At 74.8% G+C, this 21298-nt stretch carries 21 protein-coding genes; 12 read left to right on the top strand and 9 right to left on the bottom strand.

What is annotated here, in order from left to right; genetic code table 11:
• Positions 1 to 63: 63 nt before the first annotated feature.
• Genes AAEP86_RS05090 through AAEP86_RS05080 form a run of 3 tightly spaced genes read right to left on the bottom strand, consistent with a single transcriptional unit; the run spans position 64 to position 2690 of the window.
• On the bottom strand, positions 64 to 558 hold the full coding sequence (locus AAEP86_RS05090) for a hypothetical protein (protein ID WP_420369451.1): 495 nt from the start codon (positions 556 to 558) through the stop codon (positions 64 to 66).
• Entirely contained in the window at positions 555 to 1709 is a 1155-nt protein-coding gene (locus AAEP86_RS05085; RefSeq protein WP_420369450.1) for a glycosyltransferase, read from the bottom strand. Before AAEP86_RS05085 ends, AAEP86_RS05090 begins: the two co-directional genes overlap by 4 nt.
• A 45-nt stretch (positions 1710 to 1754) precedes the next feature.
• Positions 1755 to 2690, bottom strand: coding sequence for a 1,4-dihydroxy-2-naphthoate polyprenyltransferase (locus AAEP86_RS05080; RefSeq protein ID WP_420369449.1), 936 nt, complete (start codon positions 2688 to 2690; stop codon positions 1755 to 1757).
• Between the two features lie 158 nt (positions 2691 to 2848).
• On the opposite strand from AAEP86_RS05080, the gene AAEP86_RS05075 reads away from it, so the two are divergent.
• Together AAEP86_RS05075 and AAEP86_RS05070 are read left to right on the top strand one after the other, a co-directional pair.
• A complete protein-coding gene (locus AAEP86_RS05075; protein ID WP_420369448.1) occupies positions 2849 to 3559 on the top strand; it encodes a DUF4232 domain-containing protein in 711 nt (236 codons plus the stop codon).
• A 49-nt stretch (positions 3560 to 3608) separates the two neighbouring features.
• Complete coding sequence (locus AAEP86_RS05070) at positions 3609 to 5450, top strand: BTAD domain-containing putative transcriptional regulator (RefSeq protein ID WP_420369447.1); 1842 nt, start codon at positions 3609 to 3611, stop codon at positions 5448 to 5450.
• Positions 5451 to 5501: 51 nt separating this feature from the next.
• Here AAEP86_RS05070 and AAEP86_RS05065 read toward each other — a convergent pair whose 3' ends face one another.
• The 5 genes from AAEP86_RS05065 to AAEP86_RS05045 form a co-directional block, all read right to left on the bottom strand.
• A complete protein-coding gene (locus AAEP86_RS05065; protein WP_420369446.1) occupies positions 5502 to 5645 on the bottom strand; it encodes a hypothetical protein in 144 nt (47 codons plus the stop codon).
• A complete protein-coding gene (locus AAEP86_RS05060; RefSeq protein ID WP_420369445.1) occupies positions 5642 to 6376 on the bottom strand; it encodes an SDR family oxidoreductase in 735 nt (244 codons plus the stop codon). The genes AAEP86_RS05065 and AAEP86_RS05060 overlap by 4 nt, the downstream gene beginning before the upstream one ends.
• A gap of 9 nt (positions 6377 to 6385) precedes the next feature.
• The gene (locus AAEP86_RS05055) at positions 6386 to 7465 is read right to left on the bottom strand and encodes a GNAT family N-acetyltransferase (protein WP_420369444.1); all 1080 of its coding nucleotides are present in this window, start codon (positions 7463 to 7465) and stop codon (positions 6386 to 6388) included.
• A 155-nt stretch (positions 7466 to 7620) separates the two neighbouring features.
• Positions 7621 to 7920 (bottom strand): PadR family transcriptional regulator, encoded by a 300-nt coding sequence (locus AAEP86_RS05050; RefSeq protein WP_420369443.1) that lies wholly within the window; start codon positions 7918 to 7920, stop codon positions 7621 to 7623.
• A 17-nt stretch (positions 7921 to 7937) separates the two neighbouring features.
• Positions 7938 to 8756, bottom strand: coding sequence for a hypothetical protein (locus AAEP86_RS05045; RefSeq protein WP_420369442.1), 819 nt, complete (start codon positions 8754 to 8756; stop codon positions 7938 to 7940).
• Positions 8757 to 8954: 198 nt separating this feature from the next.
• Between AAEP86_RS05045 and AAEP86_RS05040 the strand changes: the two genes are divergently transcribed.
• The 9 genes from AAEP86_RS05040 (at position 8955) to AAEP86_RS05000 (ending at position 19328) form a co-directional block, all read left to right on the top strand.
• Positions 8955 to 9443, top strand: coding sequence for a nuclear transport factor 2 family protein (locus AAEP86_RS05040; RefSeq protein WP_420369441.1), 489 nt, complete (start codon positions 8955 to 8957; stop codon positions 9441 to 9443).
• Positions 9427 to 10836, top strand: a complete 1410-nt coding sequence (locus AAEP86_RS05035) for an amidohydrolase family protein (protein WP_420369440.1) — start codon at positions 9427 to 9429, stop codon at positions 10834 to 10836. Before AAEP86_RS05040 ends, AAEP86_RS05035 begins: the two co-directional genes overlap by 17 nt.
• A 113-nt stretch (positions 10837 to 10949) precedes the next feature.
• Complete coding sequence (locus tag AAEP86_RS05030) at positions 10950 to 11987, top strand: hypothetical protein (protein ID WP_420369439.1); 1038 nt, start codon at positions 10950 to 10952, stop codon at positions 11985 to 11987.
• Entirely contained in the window at positions 11987 to 14746 is a 2760-nt protein-coding gene (locus AAEP86_RS05025) for an AAA family ATPase (protein WP_420369438.1), read from the top strand. Before AAEP86_RS05030 ends, AAEP86_RS05025 begins: the two co-directional genes overlap by 1 nt.
• A gap of 103 nt (positions 14747 to 14849) precedes the next feature.
• The gene (locus AAEP86_RS05020) at positions 14850 to 15425 is read left to right on the top strand and encodes a DUF4232 domain-containing protein (RefSeq protein ID WP_420369437.1); all 576 of its coding nucleotides are present in this window, start codon (positions 14850 to 14852) and stop codon (positions 15423 to 15425) included.
• Between the two features lie 73 nt (positions 15426 to 15498).
• The gene (locus tag AAEP86_RS05015; RefSeq protein ID WP_420369436.1) at positions 15499 to 16260 is read left to right on the top strand and encodes a hypothetical protein; all 762 of its coding nucleotides are present in this window, start codon (positions 15499 to 15501) and stop codon (positions 16258 to 16260) included.
• 67 nt (positions 16261 to 16327) lie between these two features.
• Complete coding sequence (locus AAEP86_RS05010) at positions 16328 to 17383, top strand: amidoligase family protein (protein WP_420369435.1); 1056 nt, start codon at positions 16328 to 16330, stop codon at positions 17381 to 17383.
• Positions 17384 to 17416: 33 nt separating this feature from the next.
• Positions 17417 to 18094, top strand: coding sequence for a response regulator transcription factor (locus AAEP86_RS05005; protein WP_420369434.1), 678 nt, complete (start codon positions 17417 to 17419; stop codon positions 18092 to 18094).
• A complete protein-coding gene (locus tag AAEP86_RS05000; RefSeq protein ID WP_420369433.1) occupies positions 18084 to 19328 on the top strand; it encodes a sensor histidine kinase in 1245 nt (414 codons plus the stop codon). The genes AAEP86_RS05005 and AAEP86_RS05000 overlap by 11 nt, the downstream gene beginning before the upstream one ends.
• Here the strand turns inward: AAEP86_RS05000 and AAEP86_RS04995 are convergent.
• Complete coding sequence (locus AAEP86_RS04995) at positions 19273 to 20181, bottom strand: MBL fold metallo-hydrolase (RefSeq protein WP_420369432.1); 909 nt, start codon at positions 20179 to 20181, stop codon at positions 19273 to 19275. The two genes, AAEP86_RS05000 and AAEP86_RS04995, sit on opposite strands and share 56 nt — an antisense overlap.
• A gap of 215 nt (positions 20182 to 20396) precedes the next feature.
• Here AAEP86_RS04995 and AAEP86_RS04990 point away from each other — a divergent pair, with 215 nt between their 5' ends.
• The gene (locus AAEP86_RS04990; RefSeq protein WP_420369431.1) at positions 20397 to 21227 is read left to right on the top strand and encodes a Pr6Pr family membrane protein; all 831 of its coding nucleotides are present in this window, start codon (positions 20397 to 20399) and stop codon (positions 21225 to 21227) included.
• The last annotated feature ends 71 nt before the right edge of the window (positions 21228 to 21298 follow it).

Genomic DNA, 21298 nt, shown 5'->3' with positions numbered 1-21298 from the left:
ACACCAGCGCGGTGTCGACGGCGGGTCGACGGGTCGTCGACGGGCGGCCGTCCGCGCTCGGGCTCAGTCGTGGCGCGCCGTGATCGGTTGCACGAGTTGTGTGAACCGCGTCCCCGCTCGTGGGCGACGCGGGTGCTGGAAGGACACGTAGGACCGCCGGAGCGCGACGACGTCGAGGTCGGCGAGGAACACGCGCAGGCGCGTCCAGTCGCGGTCCGTCTGGTCACCCGGCACCAGGAGCGTCACGGCGTCGTGGCCCGGTCGTTCGACGACGCGGATGGTCTCGGTCGGGATGACCGGCGCGTCCACCACGACGCCGACCTCGATGCCGACGCCCGTGTCGTCCACGGCGACGACGGACATCGAGGCGCAGCCGGTCGTCGTGACGCCCTGGTCGGCGAGCTCGTCCACGAGGTCGCTGAGCAGCTCGTCGACCCGCCGTTGTGTCGCCGCCGGCCGGAACCCGGTGCTCCTGCCGGAGGTCACCGCGAGGGTCACCGCGGGCATCGGCACCAGGGCGGGCGCCCGGCCGTCCTCGACGAGCTGGTCGGCGGTCACACGCGCTCCCGGGCCGCGGTCGCGACGACCTGCTCGACCTCGGCGAGCACCGTCTCCACCGGAGGGAGCGCCCGGATCCGTGCGGCGACGTCCTCGGCGGAGCGACGCACGGCGTCGTCCTCGAGGACCCGACGCAGGGCGGGGCCGACGGCTTCCGGGGAGTCGACGGTGATCGCCGCCCCGGTGGCGGTGGCCCGTGCGGCGTTCACCGCGTGGTCGGCGCCGAGCGGCATCACGACCAGCGGGACCCCGGCGACGAGCGCACCGAGGACCGTGCCGGCACCGCCGACCGTGACGACCGCGTCGACCTCGGCGAGCAGTTCGACGAGCGGACGGAAGGGGACGTTGACGACCTGCACCGGGGAGTCGTCCGCGCTCGCGTGCGCCTGGACGCCGTTCACGACGGTGGTGACGAGGTCCACGGCCAACCCCTCGCGTCCGGACGACGCGACCGCACGGTCGAGGAGCGCCTGGTCGGTGAAGACGGTGCCCATCGTCACGAGCACGCGCGGCCGGGTCCGCGGTGGGGCCGCGGGGACCGGTGCCCCGCCGAGGGCGCCGTGCGCCGACGGACGGAGGGGGATGCGGCGGCCGTCGCGGACCGTCCCGGGCGCCTCGAGGAACGCCGGGTAGACGTCGATCCACGCTGCCACCGGGGGCAGTTCGACGCCGCGCTCGGCCGCGAGGCGAGCCGACGCCGCGGCCATCGCGGACCGCACGGCTTCGGGGCGCTCCGGGCCGAAGCTGTGGCGGAGGAACGGCACGTCGAGCGCCTCGGCGACGTACGGCCCGACGTGGTCGAGGCTCTCGCTGATGACGACGTCCGGCTGCCAGGCCCGTGCGACCTCGACGGCGTCCTCCACCGCGGCGGCGGGCCGGCGGACGGCGAAGTACTCGGCGATGGTGTCGGGCCGGGGCGCGGTCGCCGGGCTCGTCCCGGTCTCCCGCTGCATGTCGGCCATGGCGACGAGCGTGGGCGGACCGGCGGGCAGCACCTCGATGTCGGGGCTGCCCTGGGCGAGCACGAAGGCGGCGGCGTCGGCACCGGTGATGACGGCCACCCGGTGACCGGCGGCGAGCGCGGCACGCATGAGCGGGACCATGGGGACGATGTGGCCCGGGAGCGGGTTGGCGGCGAAGGCGATGCGCATGGTGGACCTCTGTCTGACGTGGGACCAGTGGGTTGGGGGCGTCGATCAGGCGGCGCTGATGACGAGCGCGACGGTGAGGAGCACGCCGAACGCGAGGGAGGCGAACGACGACAGCTGGAGCGCTGCGATGAGTCGGGGCGGTGCCGCCGGGCGGGAGCCGATCGCTACCGCGGGGATCGCCAGGGCGAGTGCCGCGGCCGCGATGAGGGTCAGCGGGGTCGTGACGACGAAGACCAGCAGGACGAGGAAGGGGACGAGCATGAAGACCGCGTAGAGCACGCGCGCGGCCCGCTCGCCGACGACGACCGCGAGGGTCCGCTTGTCGGCGAGACCGTCGACCTCGATGTCGCGGATGTTGTTGACCATGAGGACGCCGCACGCGAAGAGGCCGGCGGCGGTGCCCGCCGCCCAGCCCTGCCCGGTGACGTGCCCGAGCTGCGCGATCTGGGTGCCGAGGACGGCGACCAGGCCGAAGAACACGAAGACCGAGACCTCGCCGAGTGCCCGGTAGCCGTACGGTCGCTTGCCGCCGGTGTAGTACCAGGCGGCGACGATGGTGACCGCGCCGACGAGGAGCATCCACCAGAGACCGGTGAGCAGCACGATGACCAGACCGGCCACGGCGGCGATCGCGAAGAAGGTCAGGCCGACGCGGAGGACGGCACGGGGCGTCGCGGTGCCGGCACCGGTCAACCGCGCGGGGCCACGGCGGAAGCGGTCCGTCCCGCGCACGCCGTCCGAGTAGTCGTTGCTGTAGTTCACGCCGATCTGCAGGCAGAGCGCGACGACCAGGCAGAGCACGGCGATGCCGACGTGCAGTCCGCGCCCGGCCCAGGCGGCCGCGCCGCCCTGCGTGCCCGAGATCGCGACGCCCGTGCCGAGCAGGACGGAGACGATGCTCAGCGGCAGCGTGCGGGGGCGGGCACCGCTGATCCACTGACGGGTCGAGGGGCGTGGGGCCATGACTTCGGGTTCCGGCATGGGGCAAGCGTCCTCGGGACCGCGCGTGCCGACATCCGTGCAACCACCGACCTCGTGCGATCCGGTGGTACCGACCCGGAACATTCATTCTGTCGGAGGATGCGTGTCATCCTGTCAGCCGTGGCCCCACCTCCGACGCGGGACGCACGCTGAGGAGCATGACGACACCCAGCGCACGGTTCCTCCCCCCGACGATCGCGATCGTGACCCTCGCGGTGCTGCTGACCGGATGCTCCGCGACCGGGAGCGGTCCGTCCCCGTCGCCGACGTCCTCCAGCGCGAGCAGCGGCACGGCGGCCTCCAGCCCGAGCCCGTCCGACGACGGCTCGCCGGCCGCGACGCCGGGAGCCGCTCGACCGTCCGCGGGCAGCGCGCCGAGCGGATCGGCAGCCGGCACGGGCTCCTCGCCCGCCGCGGCCGCGGGTTCCACCTCCAGCCGGTGCGCCGTCTCCGAGCTCTCCGGATCGATCGCCGACGGCGGCGGCGGTGGCGCGGCCGGCTCCCAGCGGGTGGCCATCATCCTGCGGGACACCGGGACCCGGTCCTGCACGCTGCAGGGGTGGCCCGGCGTGTCCTTCGTGGGCGGCGGGCACGGTGCGCAGATCGGCAACCCGGCGGTCCTCGATCGCAGCACCCCGCACGCGACCCTCACGCTCCGACCCGGCAGCGAGGTCCAGGCCGTCGTGACCGTCCGACAGGCCGGGGACTGGGACGCCGCGACCTGCGAGCCGCGCACGACGGACGGCTTCCGGGTGATCCCGCCGGGATCGCGCCAGTCGCTCTTCGTCCCCGCGTCCGGCTCGCTCTTCGAGGCGTGCGCCTCGACCAGCATCCACCAGCTCACCACCTCCGCGCTCGCGTCGTTCTGACGCGGGCACCCGGCCCCGATCGGAGCCGGGCTGCACAGGAAGCCGTCCCATGAGCACACCAGCGCTCCCCACCGTCCGGTTCACGGTCCTCGGTCCGGTCACCGCCGTCGCGGACGGCGTCGACCTCGACGTCGGGTCGCCGCAGCAGCGCGCCGTGCTCGCGATGCTGCTGCTCGCCGACGGACACCCCGTCGACGTCGACACGGTGGTGGACCGGATCTGGGGCGACACCCCGCCCCGGAGCGCAGCCGGCGTCCTGCGCACCTACGTGTACCGGTTGCGGCGGGTGCTCACCCCCCACGCCGGCGCCACCGGCCTCGAGATCGGCACCGACGGCGGGGCGTACCACCTCCGTCGAGGCTCCACCGAGCTCGACCTCGCGGTCGTCGAGGCCGCACGCCGCCGCGCCCGCGACCGCGTCCGCGCCGGCGACGTCGCAGGGGGCGCCGACGACCTCGCAGCGGCCGCCGACCGCTGGACCGGGACCGCACTCGGCGGCCTGCCCGGGTCGTGGGCGGAGGCCGAACGGTCCCGCCTGGCCGAGCTCCGCGACGAGGTGACCGTCGAGCGCGCGACGCTCGAGGTGCGCCGCGGGCGGCACGAGGACGTCATCGCGGACCTCCGCCGGGTGGCCGGGGAGCGCCCGCTCGACGAACGCGTCGCTGCGCTCCTGCTCGAGACGCTCCTCGCACTCGGCCTCCGCAACGAGGCGCTCGGCGTCTACGACGGCTTCCGGCACCGGCTCGCCGACCAGCTCGGGGTCTCGCCGGGGAGCGCGCTGCGGCAGGTGCACCAGCGGTTGCTGCAGGACGACGGGACGGGACCGACCGCCGGACGGGAGGCGCACCTCGCGTCCGCCACCGCGCCTCCCGGCCCGGCGGACCGTCCGCCCACCGCCACGGCACCTGCCCAACTGCCCCCGGACCTGCCCGAGTTCGTCGGCCGTGCCGACGCGCTGGCCCGCGTCCGGCGCGTCGCCGCGCAGGACGAGGCGGGGAGCGTCCTCGGGATCACCGGACTCGGTGGGATGGGGAAGACCGCGCTCGCGGTCCACGCGGGGCACCAGGTGCGCGCCGCGTTCCCGGACGGCCAGTTCTTCGTCGACCTGCGGGCCGCCGGAGGCCACCCGGTGACCGCCTCGGACGCCCTGCTCTCCCTGCTCCGCAGCGCCGGTGTGCCGCGGTCGGCGATCCCGGCCGGTCTGGACGAACGCTCCGCGGCGTGGCGCTCCGTCGTCGCCGACAAGCGGGTGCTGCTCGTCCTCGACGACGCGGCGAGCTCCGCCCAGGTCCGGCCGCTGATCCCCTCCGGAGCCGGCTCCCTGACCCTCGTGACCGCCGTCCGCCGGTTCGTCGACCTCGCCGGTGCGCGGTGGACGACCCTGCTGCCGCTCGCCCCGGAGGAGTCCGTGGACCTGATGGGCCGACTCGTCGGGCACGAGCGGCTCGCCGCCGAGCCCGGGCCCACCGCACGGCTCGCCGCCGCCTGCTCGCACCAGCCGTTGGCCGTGCGCGTCGCCGCCGCGCGGCTGGCGGACCGGCCGTCGTGGACGGTGGCGGAGATCGAGCAGCAGCTCTACGACGACCTCGACCAGCCGGTCGTGATGCACGCCGACTGCCGCATCGTGGACGCACCGTTCCGACGGGCGTCGGCCGGGCTCCGCGAGGACCAGCGCGATGCGTTCCACCGGCTCGCGCACCTGCCGGAGGGACCGTTCACCGCGGAGGCGGCGGCCCGTGCCCTGTGCCGCGACCCGGCGTCGGCCCGGGCCGTGCTCGAGGACCTGCTCGACGCGCACCTGCTCGTCGCCGAGCCCGGCGGACGGTACGCGTTCTTCGCGCTGGTCCGGGCGTTCGCGCGGCGGCAGCCGGTGCGGGAGCGCGTGGCCTGACGGCCGGGCGGTGGCGGCCGGTGGGGAGCGTGTGGCCGGACGGCCGCGCGTTCAGTCGTCCTCGGGCAGCAGCGGGTCCGGTCCGACGCGGCGGAGCTCGAGCACCGCCGCCCAGAGGACCACGCGGTAGAGCAGCCAGCCGACCGACCCCAGGACCCCGAGCGCCACGAGGGAGCGGACGTCGCGCCCGCTCACGACGCACCCAGCTGCAGGCCACCGGCGACGGGCACGACGGCCCCGGTCACCCACGACCACCCGGCGACGTCGACGACGACCTCGGCGACGTCCTCCGGCTGGCCGATCCGGCCGAGCGGCACGGCCGCGGACATGGCGGCGAGCGCGTCGGGTTCGGTGTCGGCGAGCATCGCGGTGTCGGTCGGCCCCGGTGCGACGGCGTTCACGCGGATCCCGCGCCCGGCGTACTCGCGGGCGAGCGACCGCATCGCGCTCTCCAGACCGCCCTTCGAGGCGGTGTAGTTGACCTGCCCGGCGACGCCGAGGCCGGCGCTGATCGACGTCACGAAGACGATGGAGCCGGACCGCTGTCGGAGCATCGGTCGCAGCGCGGCCTTCGCCGCGAGGACCGGGCCGACGAGGTTGGTGTCGAGCACCTCGCGGATCGCGGTCTCGTCGAGGCGCAGGAGCAGTCCGTCCCGCGTGATGCCGGACGCGACGACCAGGGTGTCGACCCGGCCGTGCTCGGCCACCGCGACGTCCACCACCCGTGCCATGTCGGCCGCTGCGCGGACGTCCGCCTCGACGCCGGTGACCCCCTCGGGCACGCCGGTGCCGCGGTGGGTGCCGGTGACGGCGTCGCCCCGGCGCACGAACCGGGCGGCGACGGCTGCTCCGATGCCGCGGGACGCGCCCACGACGACGACGGAGCGGCGGCCTGCGGTCGGGGTGTCCTGTTGCTGTGTCTGCACGCGACGACGTTAGGAGCGGGCGGTCGACGAGGACATCGGCGGAACCACGGGGACCGTCGCGCGGTCCGACGCGCGTCCTGACATGCCGTCCGACGCGCGGTCGGAGGCGCGGTCGGTCCCGCGGTCCGTCGCGGGCTCGGGCGCCGACCAGCGGACGAGGGTGTCCACGTGCCGGAAGCCGAGCGACCGGTACAGCGGCAGGCCGTCGGGCGAGCTGACCAGGAAGGCGGCGGTCGCGCCGGCGGCGAAGCCGTCCCGCACCGCCCGCTCCGTCACCGCGCGCCCCGCACCGTGGCCGCGGTCGGCGGGCAGGACGGCGACGTTGTGGACGCCGAGGGCGTCGTCCGTCCGGACGGCGACGTTGTGGACGCCGAGGGCGTCGTCCGTCCGGACGCCGAGGCCGGACCCGACCGTCCGGCCGTCGACCCGTACCAGGTACCCGGTGACCGTCGGGTCGTCGAGCAGTGCGCCCCCGAAGACCGTGCCGAAGGTCGCCGGTGGGACCTCGAACCCGGCGGCGACGACCTCGGTGTACTCGCGCCAGTCGGCGGCGGGGACGGTGACGACGTGCGGCCTGCCGGTCCGGCGGACCCCGAAGGTCGCGCGGCCCGCGGTGCGCACGGCCGGACCGTCCGTGGTCCGCGTGGCGTAGCCGTCCGCGGTCCGCGTGACCGGGCCGTCCGCGGTGCCCGCCGCGGGGTCGTCGGCGACAGGCGTCGCCGGGCGGAAGTCCGCGGGGCGGCAGGCCAGGAACGGGTCCTCGTCCCGCTCGGTGAGCCCGTGACGCTCGGCGACCCGTTCGACGGCGCGCAGCCGCGCGGCGTCACGCACCGTGCCGGTCCCCAGCTGCACGGTGATCGACCACGGCCGGTGGCTCGTCGCGGCGAGCGCGGCGGCCCGGTCGAGGTCGCCGACGGACCACGCAGCGCCCGTCACGGCGATGGCGTTGAACGCGGCGACGTCGATGCCGGCGTCGGCGAACGCGAGCGAGCCCGCCCGGACGACGCGTCCGGACGGACTGCCCTCGGTGAGCTGCTGGAGGCCGTGGACGTGTCGCCGCAGGAGCGCGGCCGTCGTTCTCGTGGTCATGGGCCGATGCTCGCCACAGCGGGTGGCCGCCGCATCGGGGACATCACCGGGACGCTCCGGGGAGGGCGCTGGTCGCGGCAGCTGGCACCCGTCCGGCCGACGGGTGCCGGGCGAGCAGCGCCCGGGCCCGGCGCCGCGTCAGTCGACGGCGACGGTCACGGGGTCACGACCCGACCGCTCGGGCGTCGCTGGGGAGCCCGGCGGCGGAAGGCGGCCCGGGCGTCGAGCGCTGCGGCCCGGCCGTCCGGCGTGTACTCGTACATCCGACGCCGCGGGCCGGGCCGGGCGTCGTCGTCCTCCCAGCTCGACGCGATCCACCCGCGCTGCTCGAGGCGTTCCAGGATCGGGTAGACCGTGCCGGCCGGTCGTCCGGTCGCCTTGATCACGAGGAGCCCCCAGGCCGGACCGTCGTGGTCGAGGAGCGCCGAGAGCACGTCGATGGTCGAGGCGGTCACCCGGGTGAGCGGCTCCATCACGCGGCCGCCGGATGCGGCTCGCGGCGGACCGAGGCAGCACGCGGCAGGAGCATGGCGACGACGACCGCGACGGCCAGCGGTGCCGCCAGCCCGACCAGGCCCTCGGCCTCCCAGAAGGCGGGGCGGGTCGCCGTCGAGGCGTCGAACACGGCACGGGCGACGAGCGCGACCACTTCGACGGCGACGAGCACGACCGCGGGAGCCGCGACGAGGAGCCAGGTCCGCGGGCGGACGCGGTTCGCGATGAACCACGCGGCGAGCAGCCCGGCGAACCCGACGCTCGCGGCGACGAGCCAGACGGCGCCGCCGAGGACCAGCCCGACGGCGAGGGCACAGGAGCCCGCGACGGCCGGCGCCGCGGCAGCAGCCCACCGGGCACGGGTGGGGGCGACACGGGACAGCGCGACCAGCACCAGGACCAGCGGGACGACGAAGCCGAGTGCGACGTCGACCACCTCTCCGACGCGGTACTGCGCGGTGCTGGACACGACGAAGAAGACGGTGCGGTCCAAGACGGACGCGACGACGACGGACAGCACGGCTGCGGCGAGGAGCACGCGGCCGGGCCGGGCGTTCGCGGGACGGGACGGGATCATCGATCCTCCTGATCGGGGACGGGCAGAGCGGTGGAAGGCGGCGGTGAGGAGCATCCCGAGCACGAGGCCGCCGCGTGGGACCCCCACCTCGGAGGCTGCGGCGGCGTCGGCGTGCCACTGCTCGCGACGGTCGCCTCGGAGCTGCGGAGCGGACAGGTCGGCTGCGCGGTCGACCCACCAGTGGGTGGTCGACGCGATCCGTCGGTGGTCGTGTTGCACGGGCGGTCCTCTCGTCCTGCTGTTCCTACCTATGTAGCTTAAGCACGCGTCCGCTGGCTGTTGCCCCGTGTTTCCTGAGGGTCCTCGCAACCGCTCCTCGGCACCAGGGGTGGGTTCTTGACCAATCGGTCTTGATGGGCGTACCGTTCCGGACTGATCGGTCCACTACCGGACCGCACACACATCGAGGAGCTCACCATGACCACCACCACCGCACTCGTCCCGATCGAGACCGAACGCGCGCTCGCGCCGCTGCCCCTGCTCTGGGCGAAGGCCCTCGACCAGGGCGACGCCGCGGTCCTCACCGACCTGCTCACCGAGGACGCGGTCGCGGACCTCACGCCCGCGACGAAGCGGATCGGCCTCGACTTCCCCGTCCTGACCGGCCGGGACACCATCGTCACGAACATGATCGGCTCGGTCGGCCCGCTCGACACGACCCACATGGCGACCAACGTCACGTACCGCAGCGCCGACGACGGCTGGGTCATCGAGGCCTACGCGTTGGCGCAGCACTTCCTGCCGGGCGAGGGGCCCGACCCGTCGAGGACCCGGCACGTGCTGATGGGCAACACCTGGACCTTCGAGGTCCGCGACACCGCCGAGGGACCGCGGGTGTCGCGGTTCACGATGGACAACCGCTGGGTGGACGGGGACCCCACCGTCCTGCTTGCAGCCGTCTCCTGAACCGCAGCTGACCGCGGAGTGCATCTCAGGGTTCCCACCGTGGCGAGCGCCCGGACGACCCCGTAGCGTCCGCGCTCGGATCGGTACACCAGATCGACAGGAGCACACCATCGACCACGACGACACCGACCGCGACGGGGACCGTCACGTCCTCTGGGAGCACGCGACGGTCCTGTCCGGGGTCGGCACGACGCCGATCCCCGACGGCGGCGTGCTGGTCCGGGGCGATCGCGTCCTCGCCGTGGGGTCCCGACGGGACCTCGCGTCCTCGGCGCCGTCGGGCACCGCGCACGCCGACCTCGATGGCGCGTTCCTCCTGCCCGGACTCGTCGACAGCCACCAGCACATCGCCACCCCGCCGGACGTGCCCTACGCCACCGCGCAGCTCGAACGCGAGGTGTACGGCGGCGTCACGGCGATCCGGGTGATGGCCGACGACCTCCGCGTCATCGCCGAGCTCGCGCGCGCGGCCGACGCCGGCGAGCTCCCCGCGCCCTCGATCGACTTCGCGGCGTTCGTCGCCGGTCCGTCGTTCTTCGACGACGAGCGGATGCGCGTGGCCTCAGCAGGGTACGACCCCGGGACGGCCCCGTGGATGCAGGCCGTCGACGCGGACACCGACCTGGTGCAAGCGGTCGCGGTCGCCCGTGGGACGGGAGCGCGCGCGATCAAGGTCTACACCGACCTCGGACCCGACCTGGTCCGCCGGATCACGGACGAGGCGCACCGGCAGGGACTCCTCGTGTGGGCGCACGGGACGGTGTTCCCGTCCGGCCCCGCAGAGGTCGTCCGGGCCGGGGTCGACGCCGTCAGCCACGCGTGCCTGCTGGGCTACGAGGGCGACGTGGTCCCGTCCACCTACGCGCAGCCGCGGGCGGACATCGACCCGGAACGCTTCCGCGACCGGCTGCCGGACGCGGTGGAGGCACTCCTCCAGGAGATGCACCGCCGCGACTGCGTCCTCGACGCCACGTTGCTGGTCGACGCGCCCACGGGTGTCCCGGGCGCGCGCATGCCGGCGTCCGCGCGGATCACTGCGCGCGCCGCCGAGATCGGTGTGGTCGTCTCCGCGGGGACCGACTTCCCGACGACCGCCGACGACCCGTTCCCCGCGATGCACCGCGAGCTCGACCTGCTCGTCGAGCACGCCGGCTTCACCCCGGAGCAGGCGCTGGCCGCCGCCACGGTCGGCGGTGCGGCGGCACTCGGCCGCTCGGACGTCGGCCGCATCGTCCCGGGAGCACGCGCCGACATGATCGCCACCACCGAGGACCCCACGCTCGACCTCGCGGCGCTCCGGTCGATCACGACCACGATCGCCCGGGGGCGTCGCCTGGACCGTCGCAGGTTCGACCCACGCGTCCGCTCACGGGAGCGGACCCCACAGCCCTGACCCGTCCGGCGACGCGACGTCGACACGACGTCGACACCGCCGACCGAAGATCAAGAACCGGTGCCGGCTCCACACGGGTCGTCCGCACCGACCGACTCCCCCGAGGATGCCCGATGCCCGTCTCCACCACCGCCCCGTCGTCGGCCACGACCCCCCAGCACGACCCCGGGTCGGTCCGCGCCCGTCTCGCCCCCTCCGGCGTGCTCGACGCCTGGCGCCCCGATCGCTCGGACCGACCCCCGACGACCGTCGCCGACCTCGCCGACCGGCTGCGGGACCTCGGCACCGTGGACGCCGACCTCGGGTGGATGGGAGCCGTCGCCGCCGTGACGAACCTCGCGGTGGCGGAGTTCCCCGAGGAGACCCTGCGCGAGGTGTGGGCCCCCGACGTCGACACCCTCGTCGCCGGCACCCTCGCCCCGCAGGGCACCGGGAAGTGGATCGACGGGACGTTCCACGTGCGGGCGATCTCGTCGCCGGCGAGCGGTCTGCCGTGGGCCGACTGGGTCATGGCGACCGTCCGCGACATCGACTCGGCAGCGCTGGTCCGGGTCCTCGTGCCGATCGCCGAGGTGCGCGTGGAGGCGACCTGGGGTGCAGCGGGTCTGCAGGGCTCCGGCGGCGACACCGCGCACCTCGACGACGTCGTCGTGCCGGCGCGGCGCGCTCGCACGCTCGTCCCGGACCCGGCCGCGGCCCCGCTGACGTTCTTCGCGACGATCTTCTTTGCGGCCCCGCTCGTCGGCGCCGTCGAGGCGGCACTCGACCGCCTCCTCGACGACGTCGCGGACGGCGGCCCGCGGTACGAGCGCGCCGACGTCCGCGCAGCGGTGGGTGCGGCCGCCCTGCAGGTCGCGCGGGCCGAGGCACTGCGGACCGCCGCGTCGGGCGCCCTCGGCATGCGTGCCGACGTGGACGCGCTGTCCGCGGTGGCCCGTGCCACCTCGGCCGACCTCGCCGTCCAGGCGCTCGCCGCGGCCGAGGCCGCGTTGCCGCTCCTCGTCAGCGGGACCGGGGCCGCGGCGCTGCACGCCGAGCACCCGCTCGCGCGGACGGTCCGGGACGTCGGCGTCGGTGCCCGGCACACCGCGCTGTCGCCGACCAAGGCGGCCATCGCGCACACCGACGCGCTGTTCGCGGGGCGGTCCTGATGCCCCGACAACGCGACGACGCCTCCGCGCACAACCGCATCCCGCTCGAACGCCGCGCCCTGCTGGAGCGGATGGTGCGGGTCGCCGGCGAGCGCGGCGGGCGCCTGGCCATCATCGGCGAGCCCGGCGTCGGCAAGACGACGATGCTCGAGGCCCTCGCCGAGCGGCTGTCGCAGGACCGGATCGTGATCATGCTGCGGTTCGACGAGGGATCGGTCAGCCCGTTCTCGGCCGTCCGGACCCTGCTCCGGCTCATCCCCGAGCGCATCCACCGCACCCTGCCGATCGGCTACCGGGCGGCGCTCGAGCAGGTGCTCCAGACCGCTCCCCCGGAGTTCGCCGACCACCGCATGCTCGAGGCGGCGCTGCGGTACCTCTGCAACGTCCTCGCCGCCGCGCACACGGTCGTGATCCTCGACGACGCGCACCTGGCGGACCGCGAGTCGGTCGACCTGATGGCGCCGATGTTCCGGCCGCCCCACGAGGCCGCCGGAACGGTCCTGATCGTCGCGCGCGAACTCGACGCCGGCGGCCCGGTCACCTCGTGGAAGGTGGTGTTCACCGCGTCCCAGCTCGCCTTCCTGGCACCGCTCAGCCCCGCCGCCGTCGCCGGCGTCCTGAAGGACTCGGAGCTCGAGGGCCTGTCGGCGACCGACGTGACCGAGATCGTGAGCGAGAGCGGCGGCAACCCGTCGTGGGCGGTCGACCTGGCGATGGCACGGCTCTCCGGCGACGACCGACCCGCGGCGGCGACGTCGCGTGCCGTCGCGTCGACGATCGGGCGGCTCGAACGGCTGCCCGCGCCGGTCCGTGAGCTCCTGTCCGTGACGGCGTTGATGCGCACCGGCACCGTCGAGGCGCTCTTCCACGTGGTCGGACAAGCGGAGGAGGCGCTCGCCGAGGGCGTCTCGCTCGGCGTGCTCAGCGTCAAGGGCCACGAGGTCGCGGTCCGGACCCCGCTGCTGCGCGCGGCGACGCTGGAGCTGTTGTCCGCGCCGGAGCGGCGGACGTTGCACGCGGCCATCGCCGAGGCGCCCTTGCCCGCGGAGGCACGACTCGAACACCGTGACGACGCGGTCCTGCCGGGGCCACGACCGGACCTCGCCGAGGAGCTGCGGGCCGCCGCCGGCCGTGCCCGCCGCATCGGGACGACGTCGAACGCGCTCCGTCTGGCGCTCCGGTCGGTCGCTCGCTCCGACGGCCGGTCGGACGCGCACGTCGACCGCGTCCTCCTCGCCGCGGAGCTGGCCGGGGCGCAGGGCGACTCCGCGCTCGTCCGGCGGCTGTCGGCCACCCTCGACCCCGCGAAACTGCCCCCGGAGCAGTTCGACCGGATCGCCGTCGTCAGCGCCGAGGCGATCGCGCAGGACCTCGGCGTCGACGCGGTCGACCGCCGCCTGGCGAACGCACGGCGGTCGTTCGACTCCGGCGACGTGCGCACGACGATCATCGACGTGCTCCGGTTGCTGTGGTCGACCGGCGACGCCACCGACGTCGCCCACGACATCGAGTCGCGCGCGGCCGAGCTGCCGCCCGAGGTCGCACCGAACACGCTCCAGGCCGCGCTGGCGGACCTCGCGTTCCGTCGCCTCGACGCGGGCGAGGGACTCTCGTCCGAGATCATCGCGCGCGCGCGTGCGGTGGAGTCGGTCAGCGGCACGGTGGAGCTGACCTCCAGCTCGGCGTCGATCGAGGCCATCGGCGCCTACCAGGCCGACGATCTCGGGCGTTCCCGTCCAGCGCTCACCGCGTTCATCCGGACCGCGGAACTGCTCGACGCGCACCCGACCACCACCCGTGCACTCGCGCACGCCTCCATCGTCGAGGTCCTCGCCGGACGCGTCGTCCAGGCGACCTCGCTCCTCCAGGACGCCGAGCAACACGCGCTCCGCCTCGTGGACCCACCGGCTCCGCTGACCCGGGCCCGCGGGCTCCTCGCGCTGACCCGGAACGACCGCGAGACGCTCGACGAGATCATGTCCGGCTGGACGAGCCCGGCGGCGACGATCCGCGGCAGCCTCCTGCTCCGCGCACTCGCCGGCGTCGACGCGGCCTGGTCCGACAACTGGTCGGAGGCGCGGGCCGAGCTCGAGGTCGCGCTCGAGCTCGCCGAGGCGAAGGGCATCGTCGAGCCGGGCCGCCGCCTCTGGATCGACATCGAACTCGCACGTGCCCGTGTCCACCTCGGCGACCTCGAGGGTGCGGAACGGGTCGCCCGACACCTGTCGGCGCTCGACGAGGTGTACCGCCGTCCCCACGCCCACGGTCAGGCGCTCCGGATCCGGGCGATGGTCGCGATGGCCAGGGGCGACCAGGACGAGTCGCTCCGGCTCGCCGAGGACGCCGTCGAGGAACTGCGACGGGGCGGGTTCGCTCCCGAGTCCGCTCGTGCGCAGCTCGACCGCGCGCAACTGCTCCTCGACGCGGGCCGCATCGGCCGGGCCCGCCAGGTGCTCGCCGACGTCACCACGACCCGGATCCACGCCGACGACCCACGGATCGCCGCCCGGACCCTCCGGCTCACCGAGGCGGCCGACGCCGGCGACGGCCGTGCGCTGCTGACGGCGGCGGAGACCCGCGTGGCGCAGGCTGCGGCGGCCGGTCGGACGAACCGCGAGATCGCGGCGCAACTCTTCGTGAGCGTCAGGACGGTCGAGACGCACCTCGGGAACGCCTACCGGAAGATGGGCGTTCGCACGCGCACCCAGCTCGCCCTCGCGCTGAACGACCTCGGCCAGGAAGGATCGGGTGCCGCGTGAGTTCCGGGACCCCGCGACGCCGTGGACGGACGGCAACGTCGACCGCCCACGGGCCCGAGTCGACTTCATCGTCGTCTCATGCGCGCCCTGTCAGGGTGTCCGGATGCAGCAGCTGACGGTCCGCGGGGCGGCGGCGGCGGCCCTCGTGGTCGTCCTCGCCGCGACGGCGGCCGGCTGTGCGTCGACGGTCCGGGCGGCTCCGACCGAGCGTGCGCACGTGCAGAGCCTGCGGTCGCCGCGCTGCGACGCAGCCTCGCTCTCCGCCACCGTGAGCGGTCGCGACGGAGCCGCGCTGCCGCCGCGACCGATCGACGAGGGCGCCGTGCTCCTGGCCGTCGTGTTCACGAACGAGGGCCACCGGAGCTGCGTCCTGCAGGGCTGGCCGACGGCTCGGCTGGTGGCGGACGGGAGGCCCTTCGGTCCCGCTGCGCTGAAGATCCGCGCCGTCCCGTCGCCCGCGGTCACGCTGCGCCCGGACAAGCGCGCGCAGGTGTACGTCGCGTTGCACGCCGGACAGGCACCGATCAACTGTGTCGAGGCCGTGCCGGAGGCGCTGGCCGTGGCACTGCCGCACAGCGACCGTCCCCTCACGGCGGGTCTGCCCAGCGACTACCTGGGGTCGACCTGCCGGACGGAGACCGAGACGTTGATCGGCATGCAGGCGGTGCTCCCCCTCTGAGGTCGACACCACGCCGCGGACGAACCCGCCCGACGAGAGCCCTTCCCAGTCCACCTCCGGAGAGGAAACGCCCATGAACACCACCACCGCACGGGGCCGCGCGTTCCGTCGCATCGGCGGCGCGGCCCTGGTCACCGGCGCCGCCGCCTGCACCGTGGCGGCGCTGATCGGCACGCTGCCCGCGCAGGCGTCGACGCCCCCCGCCGCGGCAGCAGCAGCCGCAGCAGCGCGCACGACCGCCCAGCACCACACGCTCGGCCCGGCCGCGACCAGCGCGCAGCACGCCGCGGCACTGCGGGACGCCGAGCTCCGGAAGATCCAGCGAGCCCCCGGGACGAAGAACCTCAACGCGTACTACGCGGCCGGCTACAAGTACGAGGACGCACTCGACCTGGCCGCCCTGTGGAACTCGGCGGACCGGAACCACGCCAAGTCCACCGCCGGCGCGGACCTCCGTGCCGGTCACGCGCTGCCGTTCGCACCCGGGACCGGCTTCACCCGCAGCTACACGACGGCGCAGCAGCTCCGGGCGTACGAGATCGCCGAGGTGGACGACGCCCGCCTCGCCGATCGTCTGGCGACCGCGTGGAAGGTCTCCCCCGCGGCCGCAAAGGCGAAGGCCGGCGCGCTGGCGCTGGCCAACCGACCGGTGCCGCTGGAGCACCCGACGCCCTCCGCCGGCGACGCGAGCACGGCGTTCACGAGCGCCGGGTACGACTACACCGACGCCGTGAAGCTGGCCCAGATCTGGAAGATCGACGCGTACAGCGCGAAGGTGCGGGCCGGCCAGGACCTGTTGAGCTCGCCGCAGGTCCCGCTCCCGATCCAGCCGTGACCGATCGACCGGCGCCGTGTCCTCGGCACGGCACCGGTCTCCCGCCCCTCCCCCACGAAGGACCACGATGACCACCCTGCGGCGCCGCATCGGCTTCGAGATCGAGCTGCTCGCTCCGCGCGGATCCGACCGCCGCGTCCTCGCCCGACGGGTCGCCGACGCGACCGGCGGCCGCGTCGACACGGTGTTCCACACCGACTCCGAGCCGTCCCTCGTCCCCGGCATGGGGCAGTTCTGGCACCTCACCCCGGGATTCGCCGTGACCGAGGGCACCGGGCGGCCGCTCGCGTCGTTCGTCGACGACATCACGCTGGTCGCGGACCTCCAGGACCCCACCCTCCCCGCGGAGCCGCCGAGCGCGGCCGACGGCTGGTTCCGCATCCTGTCGGACGAGCCGCGCCTGCTCCGGCTCGTCGAACGGTACGAAGCGGCCGGGGGTCCGTTCGACCAGGTGCTCGACGCCGCCGCAGCCGTCTTCGGGACCCGAGTGGAAGCCCTCGGGCCGATCCGTCGCCTCGACGACGACACCGGCTCGACGATCGCGATGGCAGCCGCGCTCGTGCGCGGCCGCGACCGGCCGTGCGAGATCGTGACCGCGCCGCTCGACGCGGACCACCACCAGACCCTCGGACTCCTCCTCGGCCACGCCCGGGCGCTCGGCTTCACGGTGCCGCGGGAGGCCGCGGTCCACCTCCACTTCGACGGCGCTCCGTTCCGCGCCCTGCACCCGTTCGCGAACCTCGTCCGCCTGTTCACCCTCTGGCGCGACGAGCTGCGCGCCGCGCTCGGCTCGAACCCCGCCGCCACGCGCGTCCGTGAGCTGCCGCACGAGCTCCTCGCGCTGGTCGAGACGGCCGACGCGTGGCCCGCGCTGCAGGCGGCGGCGTCCGAGGTCGGCCTGACGAAGTTCTTCGACGTCAACCTCACCGCGCTCCTCGACGACGACCCGGTCCGGGACACCGTCGAGGTCCGGATCCTCCCCGGCTCCATCGACGCCGACGCCATCGCCGAGCGCGCCGCCCTGGTGGAACGGTTGCTCGACCGGTGCCGGATGCCGGAGCCGGTGCCCTCGCCGGAGCGCGCGGGCGGTGACCTCCGTGCGCTCGCCGACCACGTCGTCTGACCGCGTGCGATCGAACGCCGGGACGGGGACCGCGTGAAGGTCCTGCTCCTCGAGGACGACCGCTCCCTCGCGACCGAGGTCGAGCGCGTCCTGCGGCGTGCCGGCTACGCGGTCGACGTCACCCGCACCTACGAGGACGCCGACGTCGCCGCGTCCGCCGGCGACTACGCGTGCCTCGTCCTCGACCGGAGCGTCCCCGGTGGCGACGGCTCCGACCTGGTCGCGGCGCTGCGACGGGCCGGGGACCTGACGCCGGCGATCCTCATCACGGCACGGGACGCCCTGGCCGACCGAGTCCGGGGCTTCGACCTCGGCGCCGACGACTACCTCGTCAAGCCGTTCGCCGCCGTCGAGCTCATCGCGCGGGTGCGCGCGCTCACCCGTCGGGGACAGGTCACGCTCCCGCCGGTGCTCGACGGCGCGGGCATCCACCTCGACGTCCAGCGGCACACCGTGCACCGGCACGGCACGAAGCTCATCCTGCGCGCGAAGGAGTTCGCCGTGCTCGAGGAGCTGCTGCGGGCGGGCGGCGGCGTCGTCACCCGGACCGAGCTCGTCGAACGGTGCTGGGACGAGCTCCACGACCCGGCGTCCAACGTCGTCGACGTCGTGATCGGACAACTCCGGAAACGCCTCGGCTCGCCGCCCGCCATCCACACGGTGCGCGGCGTCGGGTACCGCGTCGGGGACGAGGCCGCCGGTGACGCCTGAGGCGCGACACCTCCGACGGCTGCGGTGGCGCGGGACCGTGCTGTTCGCGATCACGACCGCGATGTGCCTCGTGGTCCTCGCGGTCATGGCCTCCGTGATCGACTCGCGGTCCCACACACGCGAGACCTACCGGGAACTCACCGTCCTCGCCGAGCAGCTCGCCCGGTCCGCCGAGTCGTCGGGCCCGGACATCCGGTTCGACTCCCAGGACGTGGCGACCTGGACGTCGGTCGACGGCACCTTCGCCTACGTCGACCCGGCCGGCATCGTGGTGGCCTCGCCGTCGCAGGGTGCGCTGCCGTCGTCCGCGACGATGACCGACCTGATGGCCCGCGCCCGACACGGCGACGGACCGGTCCACAGCGAGGCGCCCGCGGTGGACGACCCGGAGCCCGTCGACTGGGTCGTGCTCTCGGTGCCCTACGCCGACACCGTGGTCTTCGCCGGGGCCTCGGCCGTGCCCACGCCCGAACACCGGCGACTCGACCTCCTCCTGGCGCTGTCGGTCGCGGCACTCTGCGTCCTGGGCACCGCGCTCGGCCACCTGCTCTCGGGGCTCGCGATGCGCCCGTCCATCCGGAGCATCGAGCAGCACGAGCAGTTCCTCCGCGAGGCCGCACACGAGCTCCGGACGCCACTGGCCGTGATGCGGCTCGCACTCGACACCGACGGGTCGCCCCCGCGCCTCGCGTCGGTCTCGGCGCAGGTCACGCGGATGTCCTCCCTCGTGGCCCGTCTGCTCGACCGGGCGCGCATCCGTGGCGCCGACCCGGCCTCGTTCGAGCTCGAGCCCGTCCGGTTCGACCAGGTCGTCGAGCTCGCGGTCGAGGAGTTCGAGGACGTCGAGGGCGGAGGCGACATCCGCCTCGACCTCCAGCCGTCCGTGGTCGACGGACACGCCGACCTCCTGGCGCAGGCGGTCCGGAACCTCGTCGAGAACGCCCTGCGGCACGGCTCCGGGCCGGTCGTCGTGACGCTCCGCGGCCACGAGCTCTCCGTCGCCGACCAGGGACCGGGCGTCCCGGTCCGCCGGCGCCGCGCGGTGCTCGAGGGCGGGCGGACGACCGCCGCAGGCCGTGGCACCGGCACCGGACTCGCGATCGTGTCCTGGGTCGCCGGCCTGCACGGTGCCGACCTCACCCTCGCCGACGCGGACCCGCACGGACTGCGGGTGACGCTCACCTTCCCGGTGCGACCCCGCGACGCTCGGTCGACTGGTGCGCCACCGCGGTGACCGGCTGCGCGGCGTCCGGGTCGAACCGGCGGAACACCGCGTCCGGGAAGTGCGGCCCGACCAGGACGACGTCGTCCGAGCCGACGCGGTCGGCGATCTCGTGGCGGGTCCGGACGGCACCGTCCGCGTCGTGGTCGCCGACCCAGACGACGTCGGGGTGCAGCACCTCGCCCGGGCAGTGCACGGCGTCGCCGACGATGAGCGCCCGGGAGTGGGTGCCCTGCACGGCGAACGCGTGGTGGCCCGGGGTGTGTCCGGTGGTCGGGACGGCGGTGACGCCGGCGACCGGTCCGGAGCCGGAGGTGAGTGGACGGCGGCGCTCGTCGATGAGGGCCAGCTCGTTCGGTCGTGGTGCGACCGCGTCGCCGCTGTGCTCCGGACGGTTCCAGAACGCCCACTCCGACTCGTCGAGCCAGTACTCCGCGTTGGGGAAGGTGTGCACACCCGGGGTGTCCTCGTCGCCGATCCACCCGACGTGGTCCGCGTGCAGGTGCGTCAGCAGCACGGCGTCGACGTCCTCGGGTCCGACGTCGACCGCGCGGAGGTTGTCGAGCAGCGCGCCGCCGCGCATGTACGCGTCGCGGGTGGTGCCGGGCCGGACGAGCGGGATGGTGCGCCGGCCGATGCCGGTGTCGACGAGGACGCGTCGCCCACCCGTGCTGATCAGGATCGCGCCGACCGAGAGGACCAGCATCCCGTCGTCGTCGACGACGTCGAGGCCGTCGGACAGCATCGCGTCGCTCCCGCGGGGGTAGGCGAGACCGGGCTCGGCGCGGAACTCGCCGTCGGGGACGTAGGTCAGCGTGATGCCGCCGAGGTCGAGGCTCGTGATGGCGGATGGGGATGCGGGCACGGGAGGCTCCAGTCCGGGGTCGGGGGCGGGACGAGCACAGTCTGCGCGCGGGACGCACGGGGCACCTCCGCACTCCCACCGATCCCGCCGTCGCGAGCGCTTCGGGCCCGGACCGGCCCGGGAGTTCCGCAGCCCTGCGGATGCCCGACCGGGGGTGTCCGGCGCAGGGTGGTGCCGCCCGGTCGGACCCGGCCGGCGACCGAAGGAGGACCATCGTGGCTGAACTCCGGCTGCACGAACCGACGTCCAGTTCGATCCGCGACCCGTGGCCGTCCGCCCGGACCGCGTCGGCGACGGCGATCGCGAGCGCGCGGGCGGCGGTGGCCACCCTGGTCACCGTGGCGCTCGCGGCCCAGTACGGGCAGAGCGTGACGTTCTGGCACCACGTGGGGGTGACGAGCATCCCCGGGAAGAGCCTGGACTTCGCGCTGTTCTTCACCGAGGACTCGAACGCCGCGGCGGTGGTCGTGCTGGTGGTCGGCGTGGTGCGGCTCGCACTGGCGACCCCCCCGACGACCGCCTGGACGACCACGCGGCTCGCGGTCACCGTCTGCGTCGTGATGACCGCGGTCGCCGACAACGTGCTGCTCCGCGGCATGCCGCACCCGGACGGGTCCGTGCTGCCGTGGGCCGACGACGTCGTGCACATCGTCGGTCCCGCGCTCGTCCTCCTCGACTGGTTCGTCGCCCCCGACAAGGTCCGGCTACCGGTCCGGCTGCGGACGGTCGGGGTGGTGGCGGCAGCGCCGGTCGTGTGGCTGGTCGTCACCCTGGCGCGCGGACCGTTCACGGGCGACCAGGCCAGTGACGCCGTCCACTACTACCCGTACGGCTTCCTCGACCCCGACACCTCGCGGTACGGCTACGGCTCGGTCGCCGGGTACGTCCTCGCGCTCCTGGTGTTCCTCACCGTGACGACCCTGGCGTTGTCCTGGTCCACCTGGCTGCCCTGGCCGCGGAGCCGGCCGTCGACCGGACGGATCCCGTACCGGGGAACCGGGACGACGACCCCCACGGTCGCCGCCGACCCATCCGACGGCCCCTGACGGGACCCGGTTCCCCGGTACGGCCTCCTGCGACGGGCCGACCCGAACGGCCGCGTCCGGACCAGGATCGG

This window comes from Curtobacterium sp. L1-20 (assembly GCF_048755855.1).
Taxonomy (GTDB): domain Bacteria; phylum Actinomycetota; class Actinomycetes; order Actinomycetales; family Microbacteriaceae; genus Curtobacterium.
This window is presented reverse-complemented; position numbering and strand designations above follow the sequence as displayed.

Bases quoted from the DNA above. Each gene is read 5' to 3' on its own strand.
- AAEP86_RS05020 (WP_420369437.1), top strand. From the start codon at position 14,850: ATGCAGCAGCTGACGGTCCGCGGGGCGGCGGCGGCGGCCCTCGTGGTC.
- AAEP86_RS05080 (WP_420369449.1), bottom strand. From the start codon at position 2,690: ATGCCGGAACCCGAAGTCATGGCCCCACGCCCCTCGACCCGTCAGTGG.
- AAEP86_RS05070 (WP_420369447.1), top strand. From the start codon at position 3,609: ATGAGCACACCAGCGCTCCCCACCGTCCGGTTCACGGTCCTCGGTCCG.
- AAEP86_RS05015 (WP_420369436.1), top strand. From the start codon at position 15,499: ATGAACACCACCACCGCACGGGGCCGCGCGTTCCGTCGCATCGGCGGC.
- AAEP86_RS05030 (WP_420369439.1), top strand. From the start codon at position 10,950: ATGCCCGTCTCCACCACCGCCCCGTCGTCGGCCACGACCCCCCAGCAC.
- AAEP86_RS05075 (WP_420369448.1), top strand. From the start codon at position 2,849: ATGACGACACCCAGCGCACGGTTCCTCCCCCCGACGATCGCGATCGTG.
- AAEP86_RS05055 (WP_420369444.1), bottom strand. From the start codon at position 7,465: ATGACCACGAGAACGACGGCCGCGCTCCTGCGGCGACACGTCCACGGC.
- AAEP86_RS05010 (WP_420369435.1), top strand. From the start codon at position 16,328: ATGACCACCCTGCGGCGCCGCATCGGCTTCGAGATCGAGCTGCTCGCT.
- AAEP86_RS05085 (WP_420369450.1), bottom strand. From the start codon at position 1,709: ATGCGCATCGCCTTCGCCGCCAACCCGCTCCCGGGCCACATCGTCCCC.
- AAEP86_RS05025 (WP_420369438.1), top strand. From the start codon at position 11,987: ATGCCCCGACAACGCGACGACGCCTCCGCGCACAACCGCATCCCGCTC.
- AAEP86_RS05040 (WP_420369441.1), top strand. From the start codon at position 8,955: ATGACCACCACCACCGCACTCGTCCCGATCGAGACCGAACGCGCGCTC.